Origin of the sequence: Enterobacter sp. EC_64, from assembly GCF_019584165.1 — a bacterium.
Classification (GTDB): Bacteria; Pseudomonadota; Gammaproteobacteria; order Enterobacterales; family Enterobacteriaceae; genus Enterobacter; species Enterobacter roggenkampii.
The window spans coordinates 131860-150835 of the sequence record NZ_VDAS01000008.1 but is presented as its reverse complement, the minus strand read 5'-3'; the positions used below and the strand labels follow the sequence as shown (position 1 = coordinate 150835).

Below are 18976 nucleotides of genomic sequence, written 5' to 3'. Positions count from 1 at the left end.
TAGCATGTGCGCCCATGGAATGGGTAGAATTACACTCAAGGCTTTGTCATGAATCAAAAATCCTGGCTGCTCAACCTCAGCCTGCTTAAAACGCACCCGGCGTATCGCGCCGTGTTTATCGCCCGCTTTATCTCCATTTTATCCCTCGGCCTGCTCGGCGTGGCCGTACCGGTCCAGATCCAGACGATGACCCACTCCAGCTGGCTGGTGGGGTTATCGGTAACGTTAACCGGCGGGGCGATGTTTATCGGTCTGATGGTCGGCGGCGTGCTGGCGGACCGCTACGAGCGTAAAAAGCTGATCCTGCTGGCGCGCGGCACCTGCGGCGTGGGCTTTATCGGGCTGTGTCTGAACGCCATGCTCCCTGAGCCGTCGCTGATGGCCATTTATGCCCTCGGGCTGTGGGACGGTTTCTTTGCCTCCTTAGGCGTGACGGCGCTGCTGGCGGCGACGCCCGCGCTGGTCGGGCGAGAAAATCTGATGCAGGCGGGGGCGATCACCATGCTCACCGTGCGCCTCGGCTCGGTGATTTCGCCGATGGTCGGCGGCCTGCTGCTGGCAACCGGCAACGTGGCGTGGAACTACGGCCTGGCCGCGGCGGGGACGTTTATCACCACGCTGACGCTGCTGCGCCTGCCGCTGCTGCCACCCCCGCCGCAGCCGCGCGAGCATCCGCTGAAGTCTCTGATGGCCGCGATTCGTTTCCTGTTCAGCAACCCGCTGATTGGCGGGATTGCGCTGCTCGGCGGCCTGCTGACGATGGCGAGCGCCGTGCGCGTGCTGTACCCGGCGCTGGCGGGCGAGTGGCAGATGAGCGCCTCGGAAATAGGCATTCTCTACGCCGCCATTCCGCTCGGCGCGGCGTGCGGGGCGCTGACCAGCGGCAACCTGGCACAGAGCGCGCGGCCGGGGTTGATTATGCTGCTTGCCACGCTGGCCTCGTTTATCGCCATTGGCTTCTTCAGCCTGATGCCGGTCTGGGCGCTGGGGGTGATGTGTCTGGTGATCTTCGGCTGGCTGAGCGCCATCAGCTCGCTGCTGCAGTACACCCTGATCCAGACCCAGACGCCGGAAGGAATGCTCGGGCGCATTAACGGCCTGTGGACCGCGCAAAACGTCACGGGCGATGCCATTGGCGCGGCGATCCTCGGCGGGCTGGGGGCAATAATGACCCCGGCGGCGTCGGCGAGCAGCAGCGGGTTTGTGTTAGCAATGGTTGGTGTGATCTTATTGGTGGCGCTGGTGGAATTGCGCCGGTTCAGGCAGGAGAGTGCCCCTGTGTGATTTGCCGGGTGGCGGCTGCGCCTTACCCGGCCTACATTTTGCACCCGTAGGCCCGGTAAGCAAAGCGCCACCGGGCGCAGGCATTACCCGAAAATTGCCTCTAAACGCTGCAACACCAACATCGCGCTGTAATAATCCAGGCGGAACGTCTCGGTTCCCAACGCCCACACGCGCTTGTTTTTCACCGACGGCAGGTGCGCCAGCAGCGGGTTAGCGTAAATCGCCGCCACGTCTTTCTCGTCGCCGGCAAACACAAACAGCCCTTCGCCGTTCAGCCCCGTCGCCAGGTTTTCACCGCCCAGCTGGATAATGTCGTGGCGCTTGCCCTGGCTTGTTGAGGTCTGCAACCCGGCAGGCAGGTCCGCCAGCGTAAAGCCCAGCTGGTGCAGCAGTTTGCCCTGCGCCGATTCGGCGGTCCACAGGTTGGCGGAATGCGCGGCGGCGGTGTAGACGATGGCGTTCACCGGCTGCGGCGGCAGCGTCATCTGCTGTTTCACCTGCGCGAGCTGTTTATCAAACGCGGCAATGCGCTCTGCGGCCTGCTTTTCGTGTCCGGTGATCTCGCCCAGCAGGGTCAGCAGCGCCTGCCAGCTCTTGTCGTCGTAGTTGATGATAAGCGTCGGCGCAATGGCGGAAAGCTGATCGTACAGCGCCAGCGCGGAATCCCCGCCGGTGGCGCTGATCAAAATCAGGTCCGGCATTTGCGCGGCCACCGCTTCAGCGCTCGGCTCGCCGATATACAGCCGTGCAACCTTGCGCTGCTTCGCGATATCGCCCCACTGGCGCAGGAAACCCTGTCCATCCGCCACGCGGTTGTTCGGCGTGGTCGCGCCGCTGGCGACGACCGGTGCGTCAATGGCCAGCAGGGAGCCGGTTAAGGTCACGCTGGTGGAGACAATGCGCGTCGGTTTGCTCTCAAGCGTGTGAACGCCGCGGCTGTCGGTCACCTGACGGGGCCAGTCGGCGGCAGTGGCTGAGGTAAGTCCTAAAACAAAAAGTGATAATAAAAGCAGGGGATTACGGAAAACGGCAGGGAATTTCACAGCGCGGGATCCTGTTTTTGTTGGAGATAATGCTTCTCATTTTCATATTTGCCGCAACGGGATGCAAGCTTTTGTCGCACAAGTTATTTGCCCGACGGTTGACAGCGAAGCGATGTGGGATTAGGTTAGCCGACGAAAATATAAATGATAATCATTATTGCTTCTTTTATCATTTTGAGGAGGATGATATGGATACGTCCCTGGCTGAGGAAGTTCAGCATGCCGCAACCACGCTGGAATCAGACCGTTTTTTCTTTATGTCGCCTTACCGCAGCTTTACCACGTCCGGCTGCTTTTCCCGCTTCAGTGAACCCGCCGTCGGCGGTGACGATCCGGCGGGTCGCTTCCAGCAAAAATTAGCCCAGGCCTTCCGCACGGCAAAAGCCAGCGGTATTGCTCACCCGGTGATGGTGGGGGCGATCCCGTTCGACACCCGCAAGCCCTCGTCGCTGTTTATTCCGCAACGCTGGGAGACCTTTTCCCGTCCCGCACGTCAGCAGTCCGCACGCTATTTTTCCGGCGCGCAGGCCCTGAAGGTGGCACAACGCACCGAGATCCCGCCGCAGCCCGTCTTCGAAGAGATGGTCGCTCGCGCCGCGTCGCTGACCGCCACGCCGCAGGTGAACAAGGTGGTCCTGTCGCGCCTGATTGATATCGCGACCGACAAACGCCTGGACAGCGGCGCTCTGATGGAGCGCCTGATCGCCCAGAACCCGGCGAGCTTCAACTTCCACGTGCCGCTGGAAGACGGCGGGGTGCTGCTGGGCGCCAGCCCGGAGCTGCTGCTGCGCAAAGAGGGAGCGCACTTTAGCTCGCTGCCGCTGGCGGGCTCCGCGCGCCGTCAGCCTGACGACGTGCTGGATCGCGAGGCGGGCAACAAGCTGCTGGCCTCCGAAAAGGACCGTCACGAGCACGACCTGGTCACCCAGGCGATGAAGGCCATTCTGGCACCGCGCAGCCACCATCTCAGCATGCCTGATTCTCCTCAGTTGATTACCACGCCGACGCTGTGGCATCTGGCAACGCCGGTTGAAGGCGAGGCGCGTGAAAACGAGAACGCCCTGACCCTGGCCTGCCTGCTGCACCCGACTCCGGCGCTGAGCGGCTTCCCGCATCAGGCGGCGAAAGAGCTGATTGCCGAGCTGGAGCCGTTCGACCGCGAGCTGTTCGGCGGCATCGTTGGCTGGTGCGACAGCGAAGGCAACGGCGAGTGGGTGGTGACCATCCGCTGCGCGCGTCTTCGCGAAAATACCGTTCGCCTGTTTGCCGGTGCGGGCATTGTGCCTGCGTCCTCCCCGGTGGGCGAGTGGCGCGAGACGGGCGTAAAGCTCTCCACCATGCTTAACGTTTTTGGTTTGCACTAAGGAAGACTCATGACCATTCCCTTTACCCGCTGGCCTGAGGATTTTGCCCGCCGCTACCGTGAAAAAGGCTACTGGCAGGATCTGCCGTTGACCCACATCCTGACGGATCGGGCGGACAGCGATGCGGTGGCGATTATCGATGGCGATCGCCACATTACCTACCGCGCGCTGAATCAGGCCGTAAACAACCTGGCCTCAGCCCTTCAGGCGCGAGGATTGCAGCGCGGCGAGACGGCGCTGGTGCAGCTTGGCAACGTGGCCGAGTTCTACATGACCTTCTTCGCGCTGCTGCAAATCGGCGTCGCGCCGGTGAACGCGCTCTTTAGCCATCAGCGCAGCGAACTCAACGCCTACGCGGCGCAGATCAAACCCGCCGTGCTGATCGCCGATCGCGACCACGCGCTGTTTGCGGGCGATGACTTCCTCAACGCTTTCGTGGGTGAACACCGTTCGGTACGCGTCGTCCTGCTTCGCGGTGACGGGGGCGAGCATGCGCTGGAGGCGGCGATTACCCGCCCGGCGGACAATTTTATTGCCAACCCGACGCCCGCCGACGAGGTGGCGTTTTTCCAGCTCTCCGGCGGCAGCACCGGCACGCCGAAGCTGATCCCGCGAACGCACAACGACTATGACTACAGCATTCGTCGCAGCAACGAGATCTGCGGCATTACCGCCGAAACGCGTTACCTGAACGCGCTCCCTGCGGCGCACAACTACGCCATGAGCTCGCCGGGGTCGTTAGGCGTCTTTACCGCGGGCGGCTGCGTGGTGCTGGCGAACGATCCGAGCGCCACGCTCTGCTTCCCGCTGATTGAACAGCATCAGATTAACGTCACCTCGCTGGTGCCGCCTGCCGTCAGCCTCTGGCTGCAGGCGATTGCCGACGGGGCGGACAGCGCGCAGCTTAAATCACTGAAGCTGCTGCAGGTGGGCGGCGCGCGCCTTTCCGCCACGCTCGCGGCGCGCATTCCGGCGGAAATTGGCTGCCAGCTGCAGCAGGTGTTCGGCATGGCGGAAGGGCTGGTGAACTACACCGCGCTCGACGACGCCCCGGAACGCATCATCAACACCCAGGGCCGCCCGATGTGCCCGGACGACGAAGTGTGGGTGGCGGACGAGCACGGCAATCCGCTGCCGCGTGGGGAGGTCGGACGCCTGATGACGCGCGGCCCGTACACCTTCCGCGGCTATTTCAACAGCCCGGAACACAACGCCAGCGCCTTCGACGCCGACGGCTTTTACTGCTCCGGGGATCTGATCGCCATTGACGAGCAGGGCTACATCACCGTGCAGGGGCGCGAGAAAGATCAGATCAACCGCGGTGGCGAAAAGATTGCCGCCGAAGAGATCGAAAACCTGCTGCTGCGCCACGAAGCGGTGATCCACGCCGCACTGGTGAGCATGGAGGACAGCCTGCTGGGCGAGAAGAGCTGCGCGTATCTGGTGGTGAAACATCCCCTGCGCGCGGTGGAGGTGCGCCGCTTCCTGCGCGAGCAGGGCGTTGCCGAATTTAAGCTGCCGGACCGCGTGGAGAGCGTGGATGCGCTCCCGCTGACGCCGGTCGGCAAAGTTGATAAGAAACAGTTGCGCCTGTGGCTTGCTGAACGCGCCCGGGGCTGAGGAACAGAGTATGGCCATTCCAAAATTAACCGCTTACGCGCTGCCGACCGCCGCAGAGCTGCCGACCAGCAAGGTGAACTGGGCGTTTGAGCCCGAGCGCGCGGCGCTGCTGATCCACGATATGCAGGAGTATTTCCTGAACTTCTGGGGCGAAAATAGCGACATGATGCAGCAGGTAGTCGCGAACATCGCCAGACTGCGCGCGTACTGCAAAGAACACAATATCCCGGTGTACTACACCGCGCAGCCGAAAGAGCAGAGCGATGAAGACCGCGCCCTCCTGAACGACATGTGGGGGCCGGGCCTGACCCGCTCGCCGGAGCAGCAGCGCATCGTGGCTGAACTGACGCCGGACGAAGCGGACACCGTGCTGGTGAAGTGGCGCTACAGCGCGTTTCACCGCTCGCCGCTGGAGCAGATGCTGAAAGAAACGGGGCGCAACCAGCTGCTGATTACCGGCGTGTATGCCCACATCGGCTGCATGACCACCGCCACCGACGCCTTTATGCGCGACATCAAGCCGTTCTTTATTGCCGACGCGCTGGCGGACTTCACCCGCGACGAGCACCTGATGTCGCTGAAATACGTGGCAGGACGTTCTGGCCGCGTGGTGATGACCGACGAGCTGCTGCCGTCCGTTCCTGCAACGAAAGCCGCGCTGCGCGCGCTGATCCTGCCGCTGCTGGACGAGTCCGACGAGCCGATGGATGACGAAAACCTGATCGACTACGGCCTGGATTCAGTGCGCATGATGGCGCTGGCCGCCCGCTGGCGCAAAGTACACGGCGATATCGATTTCGTGATGCTGGCCAAAAATCCCACACTCGACGCCTGGTGGGCGCTGCTCTCCCGCGAGGTGAAGTGATGGTGTTTGATTTCACCGGCAAAACCGTCTGGGTCACGGGCGCGGGGAAGGGGATTGGCTACGCGACCGCACTGGCGTTTGCCGAAGCCGGCGCGCAGGTGACCGGGTTCGATTTGGCCTTCCCGCAGAATGACTATCCGTTTGCCACCGAAACGCTGGACGTGGCGGATGCCGGGCAGGTGCAGGAGGTGTGCGGGCGCGTGCTGGCATCGCTCGACCGCCTTGACGTGCTGGTCAACGCGGCGGGCATTCTGCGCATGGGGGCGACGGACCAGCTCTCGCAGGAGGACTGGCAGCAGACCTTCGCGGTCAACGTCGGCGGTGCGTTCAACCTGTTCCAGCAGACGATGGGCCAGTTCCGCCGTCAGCAGGGCGGGGCGATAGTCACCGTGGCGTCCGACGCGGCGCACGCGCCGCGCATCGGCATGAGCGCCTACGGTGCGTCGAAAGCGGCGCTGAAAAGCCTGGCCCTGACCGTCGGGCTGGAGCTGGCGAGCTGCGGCGTGCGCTGTAACCTGGTGTCGCCGGGCTCAACGGACACCGACATGCAGCGCACCCTGTGGACCAGCGACGACGCGGAACAGCAGCGTATTCGCGGCTTTGGCGAGCAGTTCAAGCTCGGCATTCCGCTGGGCAAAATCGCCCGCCCGCAGGAGATAGCTGCGACCGTGCTGTTCCTTGCCTCCGATGCCGCCAGCCACATCACCCTGCAGGATATCGTGGTGGACGGCGGCTCCACGCTGGGGGCGTAAATGATCTGGAAACGTCATTTATCGCTTGAGGAGCTGAACGCCACCAGCGTGAATACCCTGGTGGCGAACCTGGGCATCGTCTATACCCGCCTCGGGGACGACGCGCTGGAAGCGGAGATGCCGGTGGATGCGCGTACCCATCAGCCGTTTGGCCTGCTGCACGGCGGGGCGTCGGCGGCGCTGGCGGAAACGCTCGGCTCAATGGCCGGATTTCTGATGACCCGCGACGGGCAGAGCGTGGTGGGCACGGAGCTGAACGCCACGCATCATCGGGCGGTATCCCACGGCAAGGTTCGCGGCGTGTGTCAGCCGCTGCATCTTGGGCGTTCGAGCCAGAGCTGGGAGATTGGGGTCTTCGACGAGCAGGGGCGGCGGTGCTGTACCTGCCGGTTAAGTACGATGGTGCTGGGCTAACTCAGATCAAAGTGATCGGCTTAACACTGTGGTGTAAATCTCTGGTTTGACCACGCATTATTGCGTTTCAAAGTTGTTAAATTTTTCCGGTTGTTCTAGAAACAAAATGTAACATCTCACTGTTTCACGACAACGGACAACAACTATGAACAACTCAGGGAAATACCTTACATGGGCAGGGCTCTCCGTTGTGGGAGCTTTTGCCCTGGGCTATATCGCCCTCAACCGGGGGGAGCAGATCAACGCGCTCTGGATCGTCGTTGCCTCGGTCTGCGTTTACCTGATCGCCTATCGTTTTTATGGCCGCTATATCGCCAAGAACGTCCTGGGCGTTGATGCAACGCGCATGACGCCTGCCGTCCGCCATAACGACGGTCTGGACTATGTGCCGACCGACAAGAAAGTGCTGTTCGGTCACCATTTTGCGGCGATTGCCGGGGCAGGCCCGCTGGTGGGGCCGGTGCTGGCGGCGCAAATGGGCTACCTGCCGGGGATGATCTGGATCCTCGCGGGCGTGGTGCTGGCGGGGGCGGTGCAGGACTTTATGGTGCTGTTCGTCTCTACCCGCCGCGACGGACGTTCGCTGGGTGAGCTGGTGAAAGAGGAGATGGGGGCGACCGCCGGAGTGATTGCGCTGGTGGCGACCTTTATGATCATGGTGATCATCCTCGCGGTGCTGGCGATGATTGTGGTGAAAGCGCTGACCCACAGCCCGTGGGGAACGTACACCGTTGCCTTTACCATTCCGCTGGCGCTGTTCATGGGGATCTACATCCGCTACCTGCGTCCGGGCCGCATTGGTGAAGTGTCGGTGATTGGCCTGGTATTCCTGGTGTTCGCGATTATCTCCGGCGGCTGGGTGGCGGAAAGCCCGACCTGGGCGCCGTTCTTCGACTTTACCGGCGTGCAGCTGACCTGGATGCTGGTGGGCTACGGCTTTGTGGCGGCGGTGCTGCCGGTATGGCTGCTGCTGGCTCCGCGTGACTACCTCTCTACCTTCCTGAAAATCGGCACGATTGTCGGGCTGGCAATCGGTATTCTGATTATGCGCCCGACCCTGACCATGCCGGCGTTAACCAAATTTATCGACGGTACCGGCCCGGTCTGGACCGGCAATCTGTTCCCGTTCCTGTTTATTACCATCGCCTGCGGGGCGGTGTCGGGCTTCCACGCGCTGATCGCCTCCGGGACGACGCCGAAGATGCTGGCGAATGAAAATCAGGCCTGCCTGATTGGCTACGGCGGCATGCTGATGGAGTCCTTCGTGGCGATTATGGCGCTGGTATCCGCCTGTATTATCGACCCGGGCGTGTATTTCGCGATGAACAGCCCGATGGCGGTCCTGGCTCCGGCGGGCACCGTTGACGTGGTCGCTTCCGCCGCGCAGGTGGTGAGCGGCTGGGGCTTTGCGATTACGCCTGAAACGTTGACGAGCATCGCCAGCGAAGTGGGCGAGCAGTCCATTATCTCCCGCGCGGGCGGGGCGCCGACGCTGGCGGTTGGCATGGCGTATATTCTTCACGGCGCGCTGGGCGGGCTGATGGATGTCTCGTTCTGGTATCACTTCGCCATTCTGTTTGAAGCGCTGTTTATCCTGACGGCGGTGGATGCGGGAACCCGTGCGGCGCGCTTTATGCTGCAGGATCTGCTGGGCGTCATCTCCCCGAACCTGAAGCGGACCGATTCGCTCCCGGCTAACCTGCTGGCTACGGCGCTGTGCGTGCTGGCGTGGGGCTATTTCCTGCATCAGGGCGTGGTCGATCCGCTGGGCGGGATTAACACCCTGTGGCCGCTGTTCGGTATCGCCAACCAGATGCTGGCGGGCATGGCGCTGATGCTCTGCGCGGTGGTGCTGTTCAAGATGAAGCGCCAGCGCTACGCGTGGGTGGCGCTGGTGCCGACCGCGTGGCTGCTGGTCTGTACCCTGACGGCGGGCTGGCAGAAGGCCTTCAGCCCGGATAACAAGGTGGGCTTCCTGGCGATCGCCAACAAGTTCCAGGCGATGATCGACAGCGGCAAGATCCCGGCACAGTACACCGAATCGCAGCTGTCGCAGCTGGTGTTTAACAACCGTCTGGACGCCGGGCTGACCATCTTCTTTATGGTGGTGGTCGTGGTGCTGGCGTTGTATTCTCTCAGGACCGCGCTGGCAGCATTGAAAGTCGACGCGCCAACGGCGAAAGAGACGCCGTATGAGCCAATGCCTGAAAACCTGGAAGAGATTGTGACCCAGGCCAAAGGGGCGCATTAACCCGTGTGCCGGGTGGCGCTAGCGCTTACCCGGCCTACATTCCCTGTGAGATCAGAACTATGTTCGACACCCTTTCCAAAGCCGGTAAGTACCTGGGACAGGCCGCCAAAATGATGATTGGCGTGCCGGACTACGACAACTACGTCGAGCATATGCGCGTCAACCATCCAGACCAGACGCCCATGACCTACGAAGAATTTTTCCGCGACCGCCAGGACGCCCGCTACGGTGGCAAGGGCGGGGCGAAGTGCTGTTAACCCTCTTTCGGGAGATAGAGGCTGATCTGCTCCTGCTTACAGCCGTAGATCGCCGCCAGCTTTTCGCGGGTGCGCTTTTGCGGACGGGAGTCCAGCGCTTCCAGCTGTGACACGGCGGACTGGCTGATGCCGAGTTTCTCCGCCACCTCCTGCTGGGATAGCCCGCGCAGGATACGCCACGCGGCCTGCAGGCTGACGTTCTGCCAGGTCATGATGCTGCACACGTCTCCGGGCAATTCCACGTCATCCAGACTATCGTGTTCGACCTCAATATCCTCCAGATCGTCATCGGTTTCGTCGTCGATCTCTGCCATCTGTGAGCACATGCGGAAGTATTCGTGATAAGGAATAACCACATACTGCGTTTTACCGTTATCGTCCTTAATTAGCTGAACAGCCATAGGTGGCTTTCTCCTCATGCAGGTAAGTCGTTGAAGTTCTGCGCTTGACGGCTAAAACATAACAATGGTTATCGGGATCGTCCCGAAGCGTATAGATGATGCGGTAATCGCCAACGCGAAGCCGGAAATGATTTTCTGTCGCCGATATTTTTTTGATATCGGGCCGGGGTGCCGAGCGGTCATCCAGTTCGGCAAGCTTTACCTCAATGCGGCGTTGATACCGCTCGTCAATTCTGGAAAAAGCCTTTTTTGCACCATTAGACCAGACAATCTTCATCCGTACCTCCACTGTACGCCCACACAAATTATAAGGAAATAATAAGACTATTAGATAAATTCCGAATTTCTTATGGGGTACTGTAGAGCGGACATAAAACGGAAGTAAGCGGTAAAAAGCGAAACATCGAGGCGGCTCGACAAGGCCTCTGCCGGGCGACAGAGGCTTGCAGAAAAGGTGCGATCAGGCGTTCAACCCGCCGTCGACATCCAGCCCTGTGCCGGAGATCTGCCCGGCGGCCGGGCTGGCAAGGAAGGTGACCGCCGCCGCGATGTCTTCCGGCTGGCCGTAGTGGCCGACCGCGATCATCTGGCGCTGGGCTTCCGCCTGTTCGCCGTCTTCCGGGTTCATATCGCTGTTGGTGGGGCCGGGATGCACCAGGTTAACGGTAATGCCGCGCGGGCCCAGATCGCGCGCCAGGCCGCGGGTGAGGGAGTTAAGGGCAGACTTGGTCATCGAGTAAACGGCAATGCCCGGCATCGCCACGCGGTTCGCCAGACAGCTGCCGATGTTGATGATGCGCCCGCCGTCGGACATGTGCACCAGCGCTTCCTGAATGGCGATCACCACGCCGCGAATGTTGACGTTGATCAGCGCGTCGATGTCCGCCAGGGTCATGGACTCCAGCGGGCCGCCGCGCGCGATACCCGCGTTGTTGACCAGAATATCCAGCCCGCCAAGGGCACGCGCTGCATGGGTAACGGCATCCTGAATCGCCTGCGCGCTGGCGCTGTCGGCCTGAATCGCTTCGCCGTGCCGCCCAAGCGCCTTAATTTCATCGGCGACGGCCTGGGCTTTATCGGCGGATTTTTCATACGTAATAACCACATCGGCACCGGCGCGTGCCAGCGACAGCGCGATAGCCCGACCCAATCCACGGCTGGCGCCGGTAACCAGCGCCTTTTTACCTGTTAAATCGATCTGCATGATGACCTCGTGACGAGAGTGGTGAGAATCATCATTAGGTATAGCCTGTCGGCGCGATTAACGGCTGAAGGATTCCACCTTCTCAAACGCGGCGCGCAGAACGTCGGGCGTTAACGTCACCGGCAGAGAGTGAATCGACTCCACCGGGCGCAGGGTGTGGGCAATGACCTTATCCAGCGCTTCCCGGTTATTGATGTCAACGTCCAGCGCGCGAAGCGTGGTCGGCAGGTTAAAACGCCGGTACGCCGTCACCAGTTGCGCCAGCACATCGTCCTGACCGAGCAGGGCGCTCTGCACCAGAATCCCGTAGGCTACCTTGGTGCCGTGCAGATATTTTTCCGTCTGCGGAAGCACGGTTAAGCCGTTGTGTACCGCATGTGCTGCCGCCACGCGGGTATAGCGTTCGCCCAGACCGCCGACCATCCCGCCACCGGCAATAATCGCATCCACCACGTCCCGGAACGCCTGCGTCTGGTCACCGCGCTGCTGGTCGGCCAGCGCCTCTTCGCTGCGCGTCAGCAGCACGTCGCGGATCGCCAGCGCGCCGTTGATGCCGAGCCGCACGGTCAGCGGCAGGTTCTCCGGCTCAGGTGCCAACACCACCGCTTCGTACCACTTCGCCAGCGTATCGCCGATGCCTGCCAGCAGATATTCCGCTGGGGCGTTAAGGACGATCTGCGGCTCCACCAGCACCAGGAAGTTGGCGTCGTCGAAGATCTCAAAATGCAGCGCCTGACCGGCATCGTTGTACCAGACGGAGAGCGGGGTCCACGCCGCGCAGGTGGCGGCAATGGTGGGGATGCCCACGAACGGAACGCCTAAACGACGCGCCACGGCTTTCACCGTATCCATCACCGCACCGCCGCCGACGCCAATGACCACGCTGGCGTCGCTGCCGGATTCATTCACCAGATGAGTGACGTCGCGCTCGCTGCAGTGGCCCTTAAACAGCAGGTGCTTCGCCCCCGGCGCGTTAAAGCTCTCCGGCAGGAAAGGGCGCGCGCCTTCGATGGCACGCTCGCCGTAGATCCACACCGCGCGGGAAAGCTGTTCCGGGGTAAAGAAATTATCCAGCTGCGCAAGGCTTCCGGGGTGAGAGAAGTAGTTCGCCGGGCCAGGCACGACGCGGATATCGGTGTTGCTCATGGTGTTGTCCTTTTTTAGCAAGCGCTAACCCGATGTTATGTCTGGACATCCGGATGGCTAATAATATTTCGCTTTATCTTATGCCTTTTCCGTCGTTGTCAGTCAACCGGAGCTGTGAAAAATTCGATAAATCAGAAGAGTAATGAAGGATTTACGCGGATGGTTTCCAGTCGCCTTGAAATGCGCGGTATCAGCCTGGCCTTTTCCGGCTTTCAGGCGCTGTCGCGCGTGAATTTCACCTTAACCGGCGGATCGGTACATGCGCTGACCGGCGCCAACGGCGCGGGGAAATCGACCCTGATGGCGGTGCTGTGCGGCACGCACAACCACTATGAGGGTGAGATCAGCATTAACAACCAGCCGGTGACGATCCGCGAACCGCTTGATGCCAAACGGCTGGGGATCCACCTCGTGCAGCAGGAGGTGGACGTGGCGCTGATCCCGGGGTTGAGCATCGCCGAGAACATCATGCTCGACCAGCTGGCGCAGCCGGGGCATCGCTTCAACTGGCGCGCGACCCGCCAGCAGGCAAGACAGGCGCTGGCGCAGCTGGACGTTGCTCTGGACGTACGCCGTTCCATCGACAGCTGCACGCTTGCCGAAAAGCAGCAGATTTTGCTGGCGCGCGCCCTGTCACACCACTGCCGTTTTCTCATTCTTGATGAGCCCACCGCGCCGCTGGACGCGCACGAGAGCGAGCGCCTGTTTGCGGTGGTGAGACGGTTAAAGCAGCAAGGCATCGGCGTGGTGTTTATCTCCCATCGCATTCACGAGCTGAAGGCCATCTGCGACACCCTGACGGTGCTCCGCGACGGCAAGCTGATTGAGTCCGGCCCGATGGCCGATCTGAGCGGCGAAGCGATCGTCGAGAAGATGCTCGGCCACGTGCTCAGCGATATCTACCCGCCCGCGCGGCCGCCGCACGGCGACGAAACGCTGCTGCGGGTAGAAGGGCTGCACGACGACGCGCTGCTGAAAGATATCTCGCTGCACCTGCGCAAGGGCGAAATTCTCGGTATTGCCGGGCTGGCGGGCGCGGGCAAAACAGAACTCTGTAAGGCGCTGTTTGGCGCCAGCAAAAGCCGCGTGGCGCGCGGTGAGCTGAATCAACAGCCCTGGCAGCCGCGCGACCCGGCGGACTCGGTGCTGCGCGGCCTGGCGCTGGTGCCGGAAGAGCGGCGCAAAGAGGGCATTTTTATCGACGAGCCGGTGAGCATGAACCTTGCCGTGTGCGCCGATAACAGCTTTTCGCGCTGGAGCCTGTTCGGCCATCGTCAGGCGTGGCGCTGGGCGGAAGAGGTGATTGCCCGCGTCGGCGTGCGCACGCGCGGGCCGGGGCAGGTGCTGCGTCGCTTATCTGGCGGCAACCAGCAGAAGGTCGCCATCGGCAAGTGGCTGCGCAATGACGCGAGCGTGCTGATCTTCGACGAGCCGACCAAAGGCGTGGACGTGAAGGCCAAAACCGATCTCTTCCAGCTGATTGACGGCCTGGCGCGCGAGGGCAAAGGGGTGATTTACGCCTCGGGCGAATTTGCCGAACTGGTCGGGCTGTGCGACCGCATCTGCGTCCTGTGGGACGGGCGCATCGTGGCGGAAATCGCCGGGGCCGAGGCCCGTGAAGAGACACTACTTTATTATTCAACCGGAGGAACGGCGTCGTGAGCAAGGCCCTTTCAGTAAACGCGACGGCGTCTGGCCGTCAGCAGATTTTCGATTTTCTCTACAAGTGGGGCATGCTGTTAACCGTCGTCGCGCTGGTGGCCGTCTTTGGCCTGGCGTCGGACAGCTTCCTCGATCCGAACAATATCATCAATATTCTGCGTTCGATTGCCATCGTGACGGTGATTGCCATCGGCGTGTCGATCTCGCTGACCATCGGCGGGTTCGATCTCTCCGTGGGGTCTACCGCGTCGCTGGCGAACGCGCTGGTGATTTCGCTTTTCGTCTGGCACGGCTTCGGCACCACCGAGTCGATTCTGATTACCCTCGCGCTCTGCATGCTGGTGGGGCTGTTTAACGCCTTTCTGATCGTTATCCTGCGCATTCCGGACATGCTCGCGACGCTGGCCAGCCTGTTTGTGATCCAGGGCGTGGCGATGACCTACAGCTACGGCGGGTCGATTACCGAGAACATGGTGCTGCCGAGCGGCGACATGGCGGAAGGCACCATCCCTGCGACGTTCAGCCTGCTGGGACAGGTGCCGACTATCGTGATCGTCATGCTGGTGGTGACGGTTCTGGCGCAGCTGGGGCTGTCGCTCACCACTCACGGTCGTCGGATGTACGCCATTGGCGGTAACCCGGAAGCGGCGCGCCTCTCGGGGATTCGCACCACCCGCTACAAGGTGGCGGCCTACGTGATTGCCTCCCTGCTGGCGGGCCTGGGCGGGATTTTGCTGGCCTCGCGCATTGGCTCATCGCAGGTGAACGCGGGCGGCGGTTATCTGATGGATGCGGTAGCGGCGGCGTGGATCGGCTTCTCGCTGGCCGGATCCGGCAAGCCGAATGCCCTGGGCACCCTGGTCGGGGCGGTGATTCTCGGCGTGCTGTCGAACGGGCTGGTGATGCTCTCCGTGCCGTATTACGCCATGGACATTATAAAAGGGCTGGTGCTCGCGGTAGCGCTGGCGATTACCTACATACAAAAACGCTGACAACACAACGGGATAAAAAATGAAAAAGATTGCACTCTCTTTGGTGGCATTAGGGTTATTCACCGCTCTGCCTGGCTTCGCGGCCACGCCCGCACCGCTCCCGGCGGCCATTGCCAACCATGACGGCCCCATTCGCATTGCGGTGATCCGTAACCTCGGCTCAGACGACAACACCACGCAGTTTATTGCCGGGGCCATTCAGGAAGGGAAGAAGCTTGGCTTTAAGGTCAGCACCTTTTTAAGCAACGGGGACGACGCCAAATTCCAGGACTTCGTGAACCAGGCCATCAGCCAGAAGTACGACGGGATTATCCTGTCTCAGGGCCGCGATCCGTACTCCACCGCGCTGGTGAAGAAGGCGGTGGACGCCGGGATTAAGGTTGCCGTGTTTGATACCGCCGTCAACGGCGAGATCCCGGGCGTGACCGTTACCCAGCAGGACGATGCCTCTCTGACGAATCTCTCCTTCGGCCAGCTGGCGAAAGATTTCAACGGCAAGGCCAATATCGTCAAGCTGTGGGTAGCGGGCTTCCCGCCGATGGAGCGTCGTCAGGCGGCGTATAAAGAGCTGCAAAAACAGTACCCGGACATCAAAGAGCTGGAGTCTATCGGCGCGGTCTCCTCTGACGTGCAGGGCGACACCGCCAACAAGGTGGGCGCGATCCTCGCGAAATACCCGAAAGGCAAAATCGACGCCATCTGGGGAACCTGGGACGCCTTCAGCCAGGGGGCGTATAAGGCGCTGAAGGAGAACGGCCGTACCGAGATCAAACTCTACAGCATCGACATCTCCAACCAGGATCTGCAGCTGATGCGCGAGCCGGGCAGCCCGTGGAAGGTGAGCGTGGCGGTGGATCCGAAGCTGATTGGGGCGACCAACGTGCGCCTGATCGCCAATAAGATTGCCGGGGAAGCCACGCCTGCGACCTACGATTTTAAGGCGGCCGCGATTCCGCAGACGCTGCTGACCACCCAGCCGGGCGCGGTGAACGTGGCGTCGCTGGGGAAAATCATTCCGGGCTGGGGACAGACGGAAGATTTCATTGCGCCGTGGTTTGCGACGCTGGAAGCCAAGTCAAAATAATGCCCGGTGGCGCTTCGCTTACCGGGTCTACGGTTTGGTAGGCCGGGTAAGGCGCAGCCGCCACCCGGCGAAAGGAGCTCAAGGTGACTCATTTACCCCCTCCCGAATACAGCCGCAATATGCGGCTGATTGGCCATAGCGTTCAGGGCGGTCGCCCGGACGGCGTGCAGCTGATGGTGCACCGCGGTTTCGCTTATATCGGCCATATGGTGTCGCAGGGCTTTTCGATTGTCGACGTGCGCGATCCGAAAAACCCAAAAGCGGCGGGCTACGTGCCCGCGCCGCCCGGCACCTGGAACGTGCATCTGCAGGCGCATGATGACCTGCTGCTGGTCATCAACGCCCGGGATCTGTTTGCCGATGCGCGTTTTGCCGACGAGAAGGTCTACTACACCCGGCAGGTGGGCGAGACCGTCAGCGACGTGCAGGACAAAGGCTGGAGCGCCGGGCTGCGCGTGTTTGATATCTCCACGCCGGACAGGCCGCGCGAAATCGGCTTTCTGTCGCTGAGCGGCATCGGCATTCACCGCATCTGGTACGTCGGTGGCCGCTGGGCGTACGTGTCGGCGCTTATTGACGGCTTTACCGACTACATCTTTCTGACGATTGACCTGGCCGACCCGCGTAAGCCTGAGGTGGCAGGGCGCTGGTGGCTGCCGGGGATGAATCAGGCAGAAGGGGAGAAGCCTAACTGGCCGGAAGGGAAACGCTACGCGCTCCACCATGCGATTATTGCCGGCGATACCGCGTACGGCAGCTGGCGCGACGGCGGCCTGACGCTGCTGGACGTGAAGGATCGTACCCAGCCTAAGCTCATTAGCCACCGCAACTGGAGTCCGCCGTTTGGCGGCGGCACGCACACCGCGCTGCCGCTGCCGGACCGCGATCTGCTGGTGGTGCTGGACGAAGCGGTGCTCGATAACCAGGAAGACGGCGAGAAGCTGATCTGGCTGTTTGATATTCGCGAGCCGTCGAACCCGGTCAGCATCTCTACCTTCCCGCAGCCGGATGAAATCGACTACGTGGCGAAAGGGGCGCATTTCGGCCCGCACAACCTGCACGAGAACCGGCCGGGGAGCTTTGTCAGCTCAACGCTGATTTTTGCCACCTATCAGAATGCGGGCGTGCGCGCGTATGACATCTCCAATCCGTATCGGCCGGTTGAAACGGGGGCGCTGGTGCCTGCCGCGCCGGCGAAAATGATGGATACCCGCCCGAATCGCCCGCAGGTGATCCAGTCGTGCGACGTGTTTGTGGATGCGCAGGGGATTATCTACAGCACGGACTATAACGGCGGGCTGTCGGTAATTGAGTATCTGGGGTGAGTTTTTGCCGGGTGGCGGCTTCGCCTTACCCGGCCTACATTTTGCACCCGTAGGCCCGGTAAGCGTAGCGCCACCGGGCAAACGTTCTCAACTGTACTGCCGCACCCGCGCCACCAGATCTTCCGCGCTGTCGATACGATCGGCAATCACGATCAGCGCCTTGCCGAGCGTTATCGCGTGGCGCAGGCATTCGTGGCGCATCGCCTCGTCCTGAATGGTGTCGATATCCGCGACGTGGGAAAGCCCGACGCTGCGGCGAATGAGTTCGGTGCCGCAGAAGCCGATGGCGTCATGCCAGACCTTTTTCAGGAACGCGGAGGCATAGCCCGGCGCGCTGAGCGCCGCGTCGCGCGTTTTCTCGTGCGCCAGCGCCTGGAAGCGTTCCGCGAAGGTGTTCCACAGCTCCTGAATATCGGTCAGGCGCTGCTCGCGCGCGGCGGCGGCATCGCGAATGCCCAGGTGCCCCGGCAGGCCGCAGAAGTTGAGCAGCAGGTTGCCGATGGCGGTGCCGACATCAAATCCAATCGGGCCGAAATAGCCGAACTCAGCGTCGATGGCCTTCAGGCTGCCGTCGGCCACAAAAATCGAGCCGCTGTGGATGTCTCCGTGCAGCAGGGCTTCAGCCTGAGAAAAGAAGCGGTGCTTGAGGGAGGCCACGGCAATTTTCAGCTGGGCGTCGTCGCTTAGCGCGGCGACGTCATTTTCCAGCTCGGCCGGGTAGCTGTTGCGTTCGTGGATCTGGTACGGATCGTTGAAGAACAGATCTTCGGTGATCTCGCACATCTCCGGGTTGATGAATTTCGCCACCTGCGCTTTCTTCTCGTGCGGGTGCAGGAAGAAATCGCTGGTGTGGAACAGCGCGTGCGCGAGGTATTCACCCAGCTGACGCGCCGCCTGCGGGTAATAATTATTTTTGATCAGCTCGCCGCGCCAGATGCGATGGCTGGAGAGATCTTCCATCACCATTACCGCCAGTTCCGGGTCAAAGTGGTGGATTTTCACGGTGTGCTGCGGGCTGTGCCGGTGGTGCTCGACCAGCGTTTGCGCCTCCAGACGGGCGCGATCCAGCGTCAGCGGCCAGGACTCGCCGACGCAGCGCACGTAGGGCAGCGCCTGCTTGACGATGATGCGGCTCACGCCCGCGCTGTCGAAAATTTTAAACACCAGATTGAGGTTGCCGTCGCCTACCTCCTGCGCCTCCACCAGCGATGAAGGATCGTCAAGGCCGCCAAATTGCCTGGCATATTCCACGGCGTCCTGAGCGGTAAAGGTACGGTATTGCGACATGGCCTGCTCCTCACGGGTTTGCTAA

General features: G+C 61.7%; 18 protein-coding genes. 12 read left to right on the top strand and 6 right to left on the bottom strand.

Annotated features, from left to right (window positions below; translation table 11 throughout):
- The first annotated feature begins 48 nt into the window (after positions 1–48).
- Positions 49–1284: an enterobactin transporter EntS gene (entS, locus tag FHC52_RS08805; RefSeq protein ID WP_039265929.1), complete on the top strand. Its 1236-nt coding sequence runs from the start codon at positions 49–51 to the stop codon at positions 1282–1284.
- 83 nt (positions 1285–1367) lie between these two features.
- Here entS and fepB read toward each other — a convergent pair whose 3' ends face one another.
- Positions 1368–2327: a Fe2+-enterobactin ABC transporter substrate-binding protein gene (fepB, locus tag FHC52_RS08800; protein ID WP_128299254.1), complete on the bottom strand. Its 960-nt coding sequence runs from the start codon at positions 2325–2327 to the stop codon at positions 1368–1370.
- Between the two features lie 188 nt (positions 2328–2515).
- Between fepB and entC the strand changes: the two genes are divergently transcribed.
- From entC to FHC52_RS08765, 7 genes are all read left to right on the top strand, one after another.
- A complete protein-coding gene (gene entC / locus FHC52_RS08795) occupies positions 2516–3691 on the top strand; it encodes an isochorismate synthase EntC (RefSeq protein ID WP_047748663.1) in 1176 nt (391 codons plus the stop codon).
- Positions 3692–3700: 9 nt separating this feature from the next.
- On the top strand, positions 3701–5311 hold the full coding sequence (gene entE, locus FHC52_RS08790; protein WP_126288532.1) for a (2,3-dihydroxybenzoyl)adenylate synthase EntE: 1611 nt from the start codon (positions 3701–3703) through the stop codon (positions 5309–5311).
- A gap of 10 nt (positions 5312–5321) precedes the next feature.
- Positions 5322–6176 carry an isochorismatase gene (locus FHC52_RS08785; protein WP_023293058.1) on the top strand — a complete coding sequence of 285 codons (855 nt, stop codon included), beginning with the start codon at positions 5322–5324 and terminating at the stop codon, positions 6174–6176.
- Complete coding sequence (entA, locus tag FHC52_RS08780) at positions 6176–6928, top strand: 2,3-dihydro-2,3-dihydroxybenzoate dehydrogenase EntA (RefSeq protein WP_055322158.1); 753 nt, start codon at positions 6176–6178, stop codon at positions 6926–6928. The genes FHC52_RS08785 and entA overlap by 1 nt, the downstream gene beginning before the upstream one ends.
- Positions 6929–7342 (top strand): proofreading thioesterase EntH, encoded by a 414-nt coding sequence (gene entH / locus FHC52_RS08775; protein WP_008500995.1) that lies wholly within the window; start codon positions 6929–6931, stop codon positions 7340–7342.
- Between the two features lie 145 nt (positions 7343–7487).
- Entirely contained in the window at positions 7488–9593 is a 2106-nt protein-coding gene (cstA, locus tag FHC52_RS08770) for a pyruvate/proton symporter CstA (RefSeq protein WP_045335465.1), read from the top strand.
- A 59-nt stretch (positions 9594–9652) separates the two neighbouring features.
- Positions 9653–9850: a YbdD/YjiX family protein gene (locus FHC52_RS08765; protein WP_006809671.1), complete on the top strand. Its 198-nt coding sequence runs from the start codon at positions 9653–9655 to the stop codon at positions 9848–9850.
- Here FHC52_RS08765 and FHC52_RS08760 read toward each other — a convergent pair.
- The 4 genes from FHC52_RS08760 to FHC52_RS08745 form a co-directional block, all read right to left on the bottom strand.
- Positions 9847–10251, bottom strand: coding sequence for a helix-turn-helix domain-containing protein (locus tag FHC52_RS08760; protein WP_008500997.1), 405 nt, complete (start codon positions 10249–10251; stop codon positions 9847–9849). The two genes, FHC52_RS08765 and FHC52_RS08760, sit on opposite strands and share 4 nt — an antisense overlap.
- Complete coding sequence (locus FHC52_RS08755; protein ID WP_023326881.1) at positions 10232–10528, bottom strand: type II toxin-antitoxin system RelE/ParE family toxin; 297 nt, start codon at positions 10526–10528, stop codon at positions 10232–10234. The genes FHC52_RS08760 and FHC52_RS08755 overlap by 20 nt, the downstream gene beginning before the upstream one ends.
- Positions 10529–10711: 183 nt before the next feature.
- Positions 10712–11455, bottom strand: a complete 744-nt coding sequence (locus FHC52_RS08750) for an SDR family NAD(P)-dependent oxidoreductase (protein ID WP_039024444.1) — start codon at positions 11453–11455, stop codon at positions 10712–10714.
- A 57-nt stretch (positions 11456–11512) separates the two neighbouring features.
- Positions 11513–12601, bottom strand: a complete 1089-nt coding sequence (locus FHC52_RS08745; protein ID WP_220420029.1) for an oxidoreductase — start codon at positions 12599–12601, stop codon at positions 11513–11515.
- A 159-nt stretch (positions 12602–12760) separates the two neighbouring features.
- On the opposite strand from FHC52_RS08745, the gene FHC52_RS08740 reads away from it, so the two are divergent.
- The 4 genes from FHC52_RS08740 to FHC52_RS08725 all read left to right on the top strand — a co-directional run bounded on the left by FHC52_RS08740 (position 12761) and on the right by FHC52_RS08725 (position 17664).
- On the top strand, positions 12761–14263 hold the full coding sequence (locus tag FHC52_RS08740; RefSeq protein WP_220420028.1) for a sugar ABC transporter ATP-binding protein: 1503 nt from the start codon (positions 12761–12763) through the stop codon (positions 14261–14263).
- A complete protein-coding gene (locus FHC52_RS08735) occupies positions 14260–15255 on the top strand; it encodes an ABC transporter permease (protein WP_123922757.1) in 996 nt (331 codons plus the stop codon). The genes FHC52_RS08740 and FHC52_RS08735 overlap by 4 nt, the downstream gene beginning before the upstream one ends.
- Positions 15256–15274: 19 nt before the next feature.
- Positions 15275–16339, top strand: a complete 1065-nt coding sequence (locus tag FHC52_RS08730) for a sugar ABC transporter substrate-binding protein (RefSeq protein ID WP_126288526.1) — start codon at positions 15275–15277, stop codon at positions 16337–16339.
- Positions 16340–16422: 83 nt separating this feature from the next.
- The gene (locus FHC52_RS08725) at positions 16423–17664 is read left to right on the top strand and encodes an LVIVD repeat-containing protein (protein WP_032674350.1); all 1242 of its coding nucleotides are present in this window, start codon (positions 16423–16425) and stop codon (positions 17662–17664) included.
- Positions 17665–17751: 87 nt separating this feature from the next.
- On the opposite strand, the gene mtnK is transcribed toward FHC52_RS08725, so the two are convergent.
- Entirely contained in the window at positions 17752–18951 is a 1200-nt protein-coding gene (gene mtnK, locus FHC52_RS08720; RefSeq protein WP_126288524.1) for an S-methyl-5-thioribose kinase, read from the bottom strand.
- Positions 18952–18976 lie beyond the last annotated feature (25 nt).

Coding starts and splice junctions, on each gene's coding strand:
- entH (WP_008500995.1), top strand. CDS start 6,929: ATGATCTGGAAACGTCATTTATCGCTTGAGGAGCTGAACGCCACCAGC.
- entS (WP_039265929.1), top strand. CDS start 49: ATGAATCAAAAATCCTGGCTGCTCAACCTCAGCCTGCTTAAAACGCAC.
- FHC52_RS08730 (WP_126288526.1), top strand. CDS start 15,275: ATGAAAAAGATTGCACTCTCTTTGGTGGCATTAGGGTTATTCACCGCT.
- FHC52_RS08785 (WP_023293058.1), top strand. CDS start 5,322: ATGGCCATTCCAAAATTAACCGCTTACGCGCTGCCGACCGCCGCAGAG.
- FHC52_RS08740 (WP_220420028.1), top strand. CDS start 12,761: ATGGTTTCCAGTCGCCTTGAAATGCGCGGTATCAGCCTGGCCTTTTCC.
- FHC52_RS08760 (WP_008500997.1), bottom strand. CDS start 10,251: ATGGCTGTTCAGCTAATTAAGGACGATAACGGTAAAACGCAGTATGTG.
- entA (WP_055322158.1), top strand. CDS start 6,176: ATGGTGTTTGATTTCACCGGCAAAACCGTCTGGGTCACGGGCGCGGGG.
- mtnK (WP_126288524.1), bottom strand. CDS start 18,951: ATGTCGCAATACCGTACCTTTACCGCTCAGGACGCCGTGGAATATGCC.
- cstA (WP_045335465.1), top strand. CDS start 7,488: ATGAACAACTCAGGGAAATACCTTACATGGGCAGGGCTCTCCGTTGTG.
- entC (WP_047748663.1), top strand. CDS start 2,516: ATGGATACGTCCCTGGCTGAGGAAGTTCAGCATGCCGCAACCACGCTG.
- FHC52_RS08755 (WP_023326881.1), bottom strand. CDS start 10,528: ATGAAGATTGTCTGGTCTAATGGTGCAAAAAAGGCTTTTTCCAGAATT.
- FHC52_RS08750 (WP_039024444.1), bottom strand. CDS start 11,455: ATGCAGATCGATTTAACAGGTAAAAAGGCGCTGGTTACCGGCGCCAGC.
- FHC52_RS08765 (WP_006809671.1), top strand. CDS start 9,653: ATGTTCGACACCCTTTCCAAAGCCGGTAAGTACCTGGGACAGGCCGCC.
- entE (WP_126288532.1), top strand. CDS start 3,701: ATGACCATTCCCTTTACCCGCTGGCCTGAGGATTTTGCCCGCCGCTAC.
- FHC52_RS08745 (WP_220420029.1), bottom strand. CDS start 12,601: ATGAGCAACACCGATATCCGCGTCGTGCCTGGCCCGGCGAACTACTTC.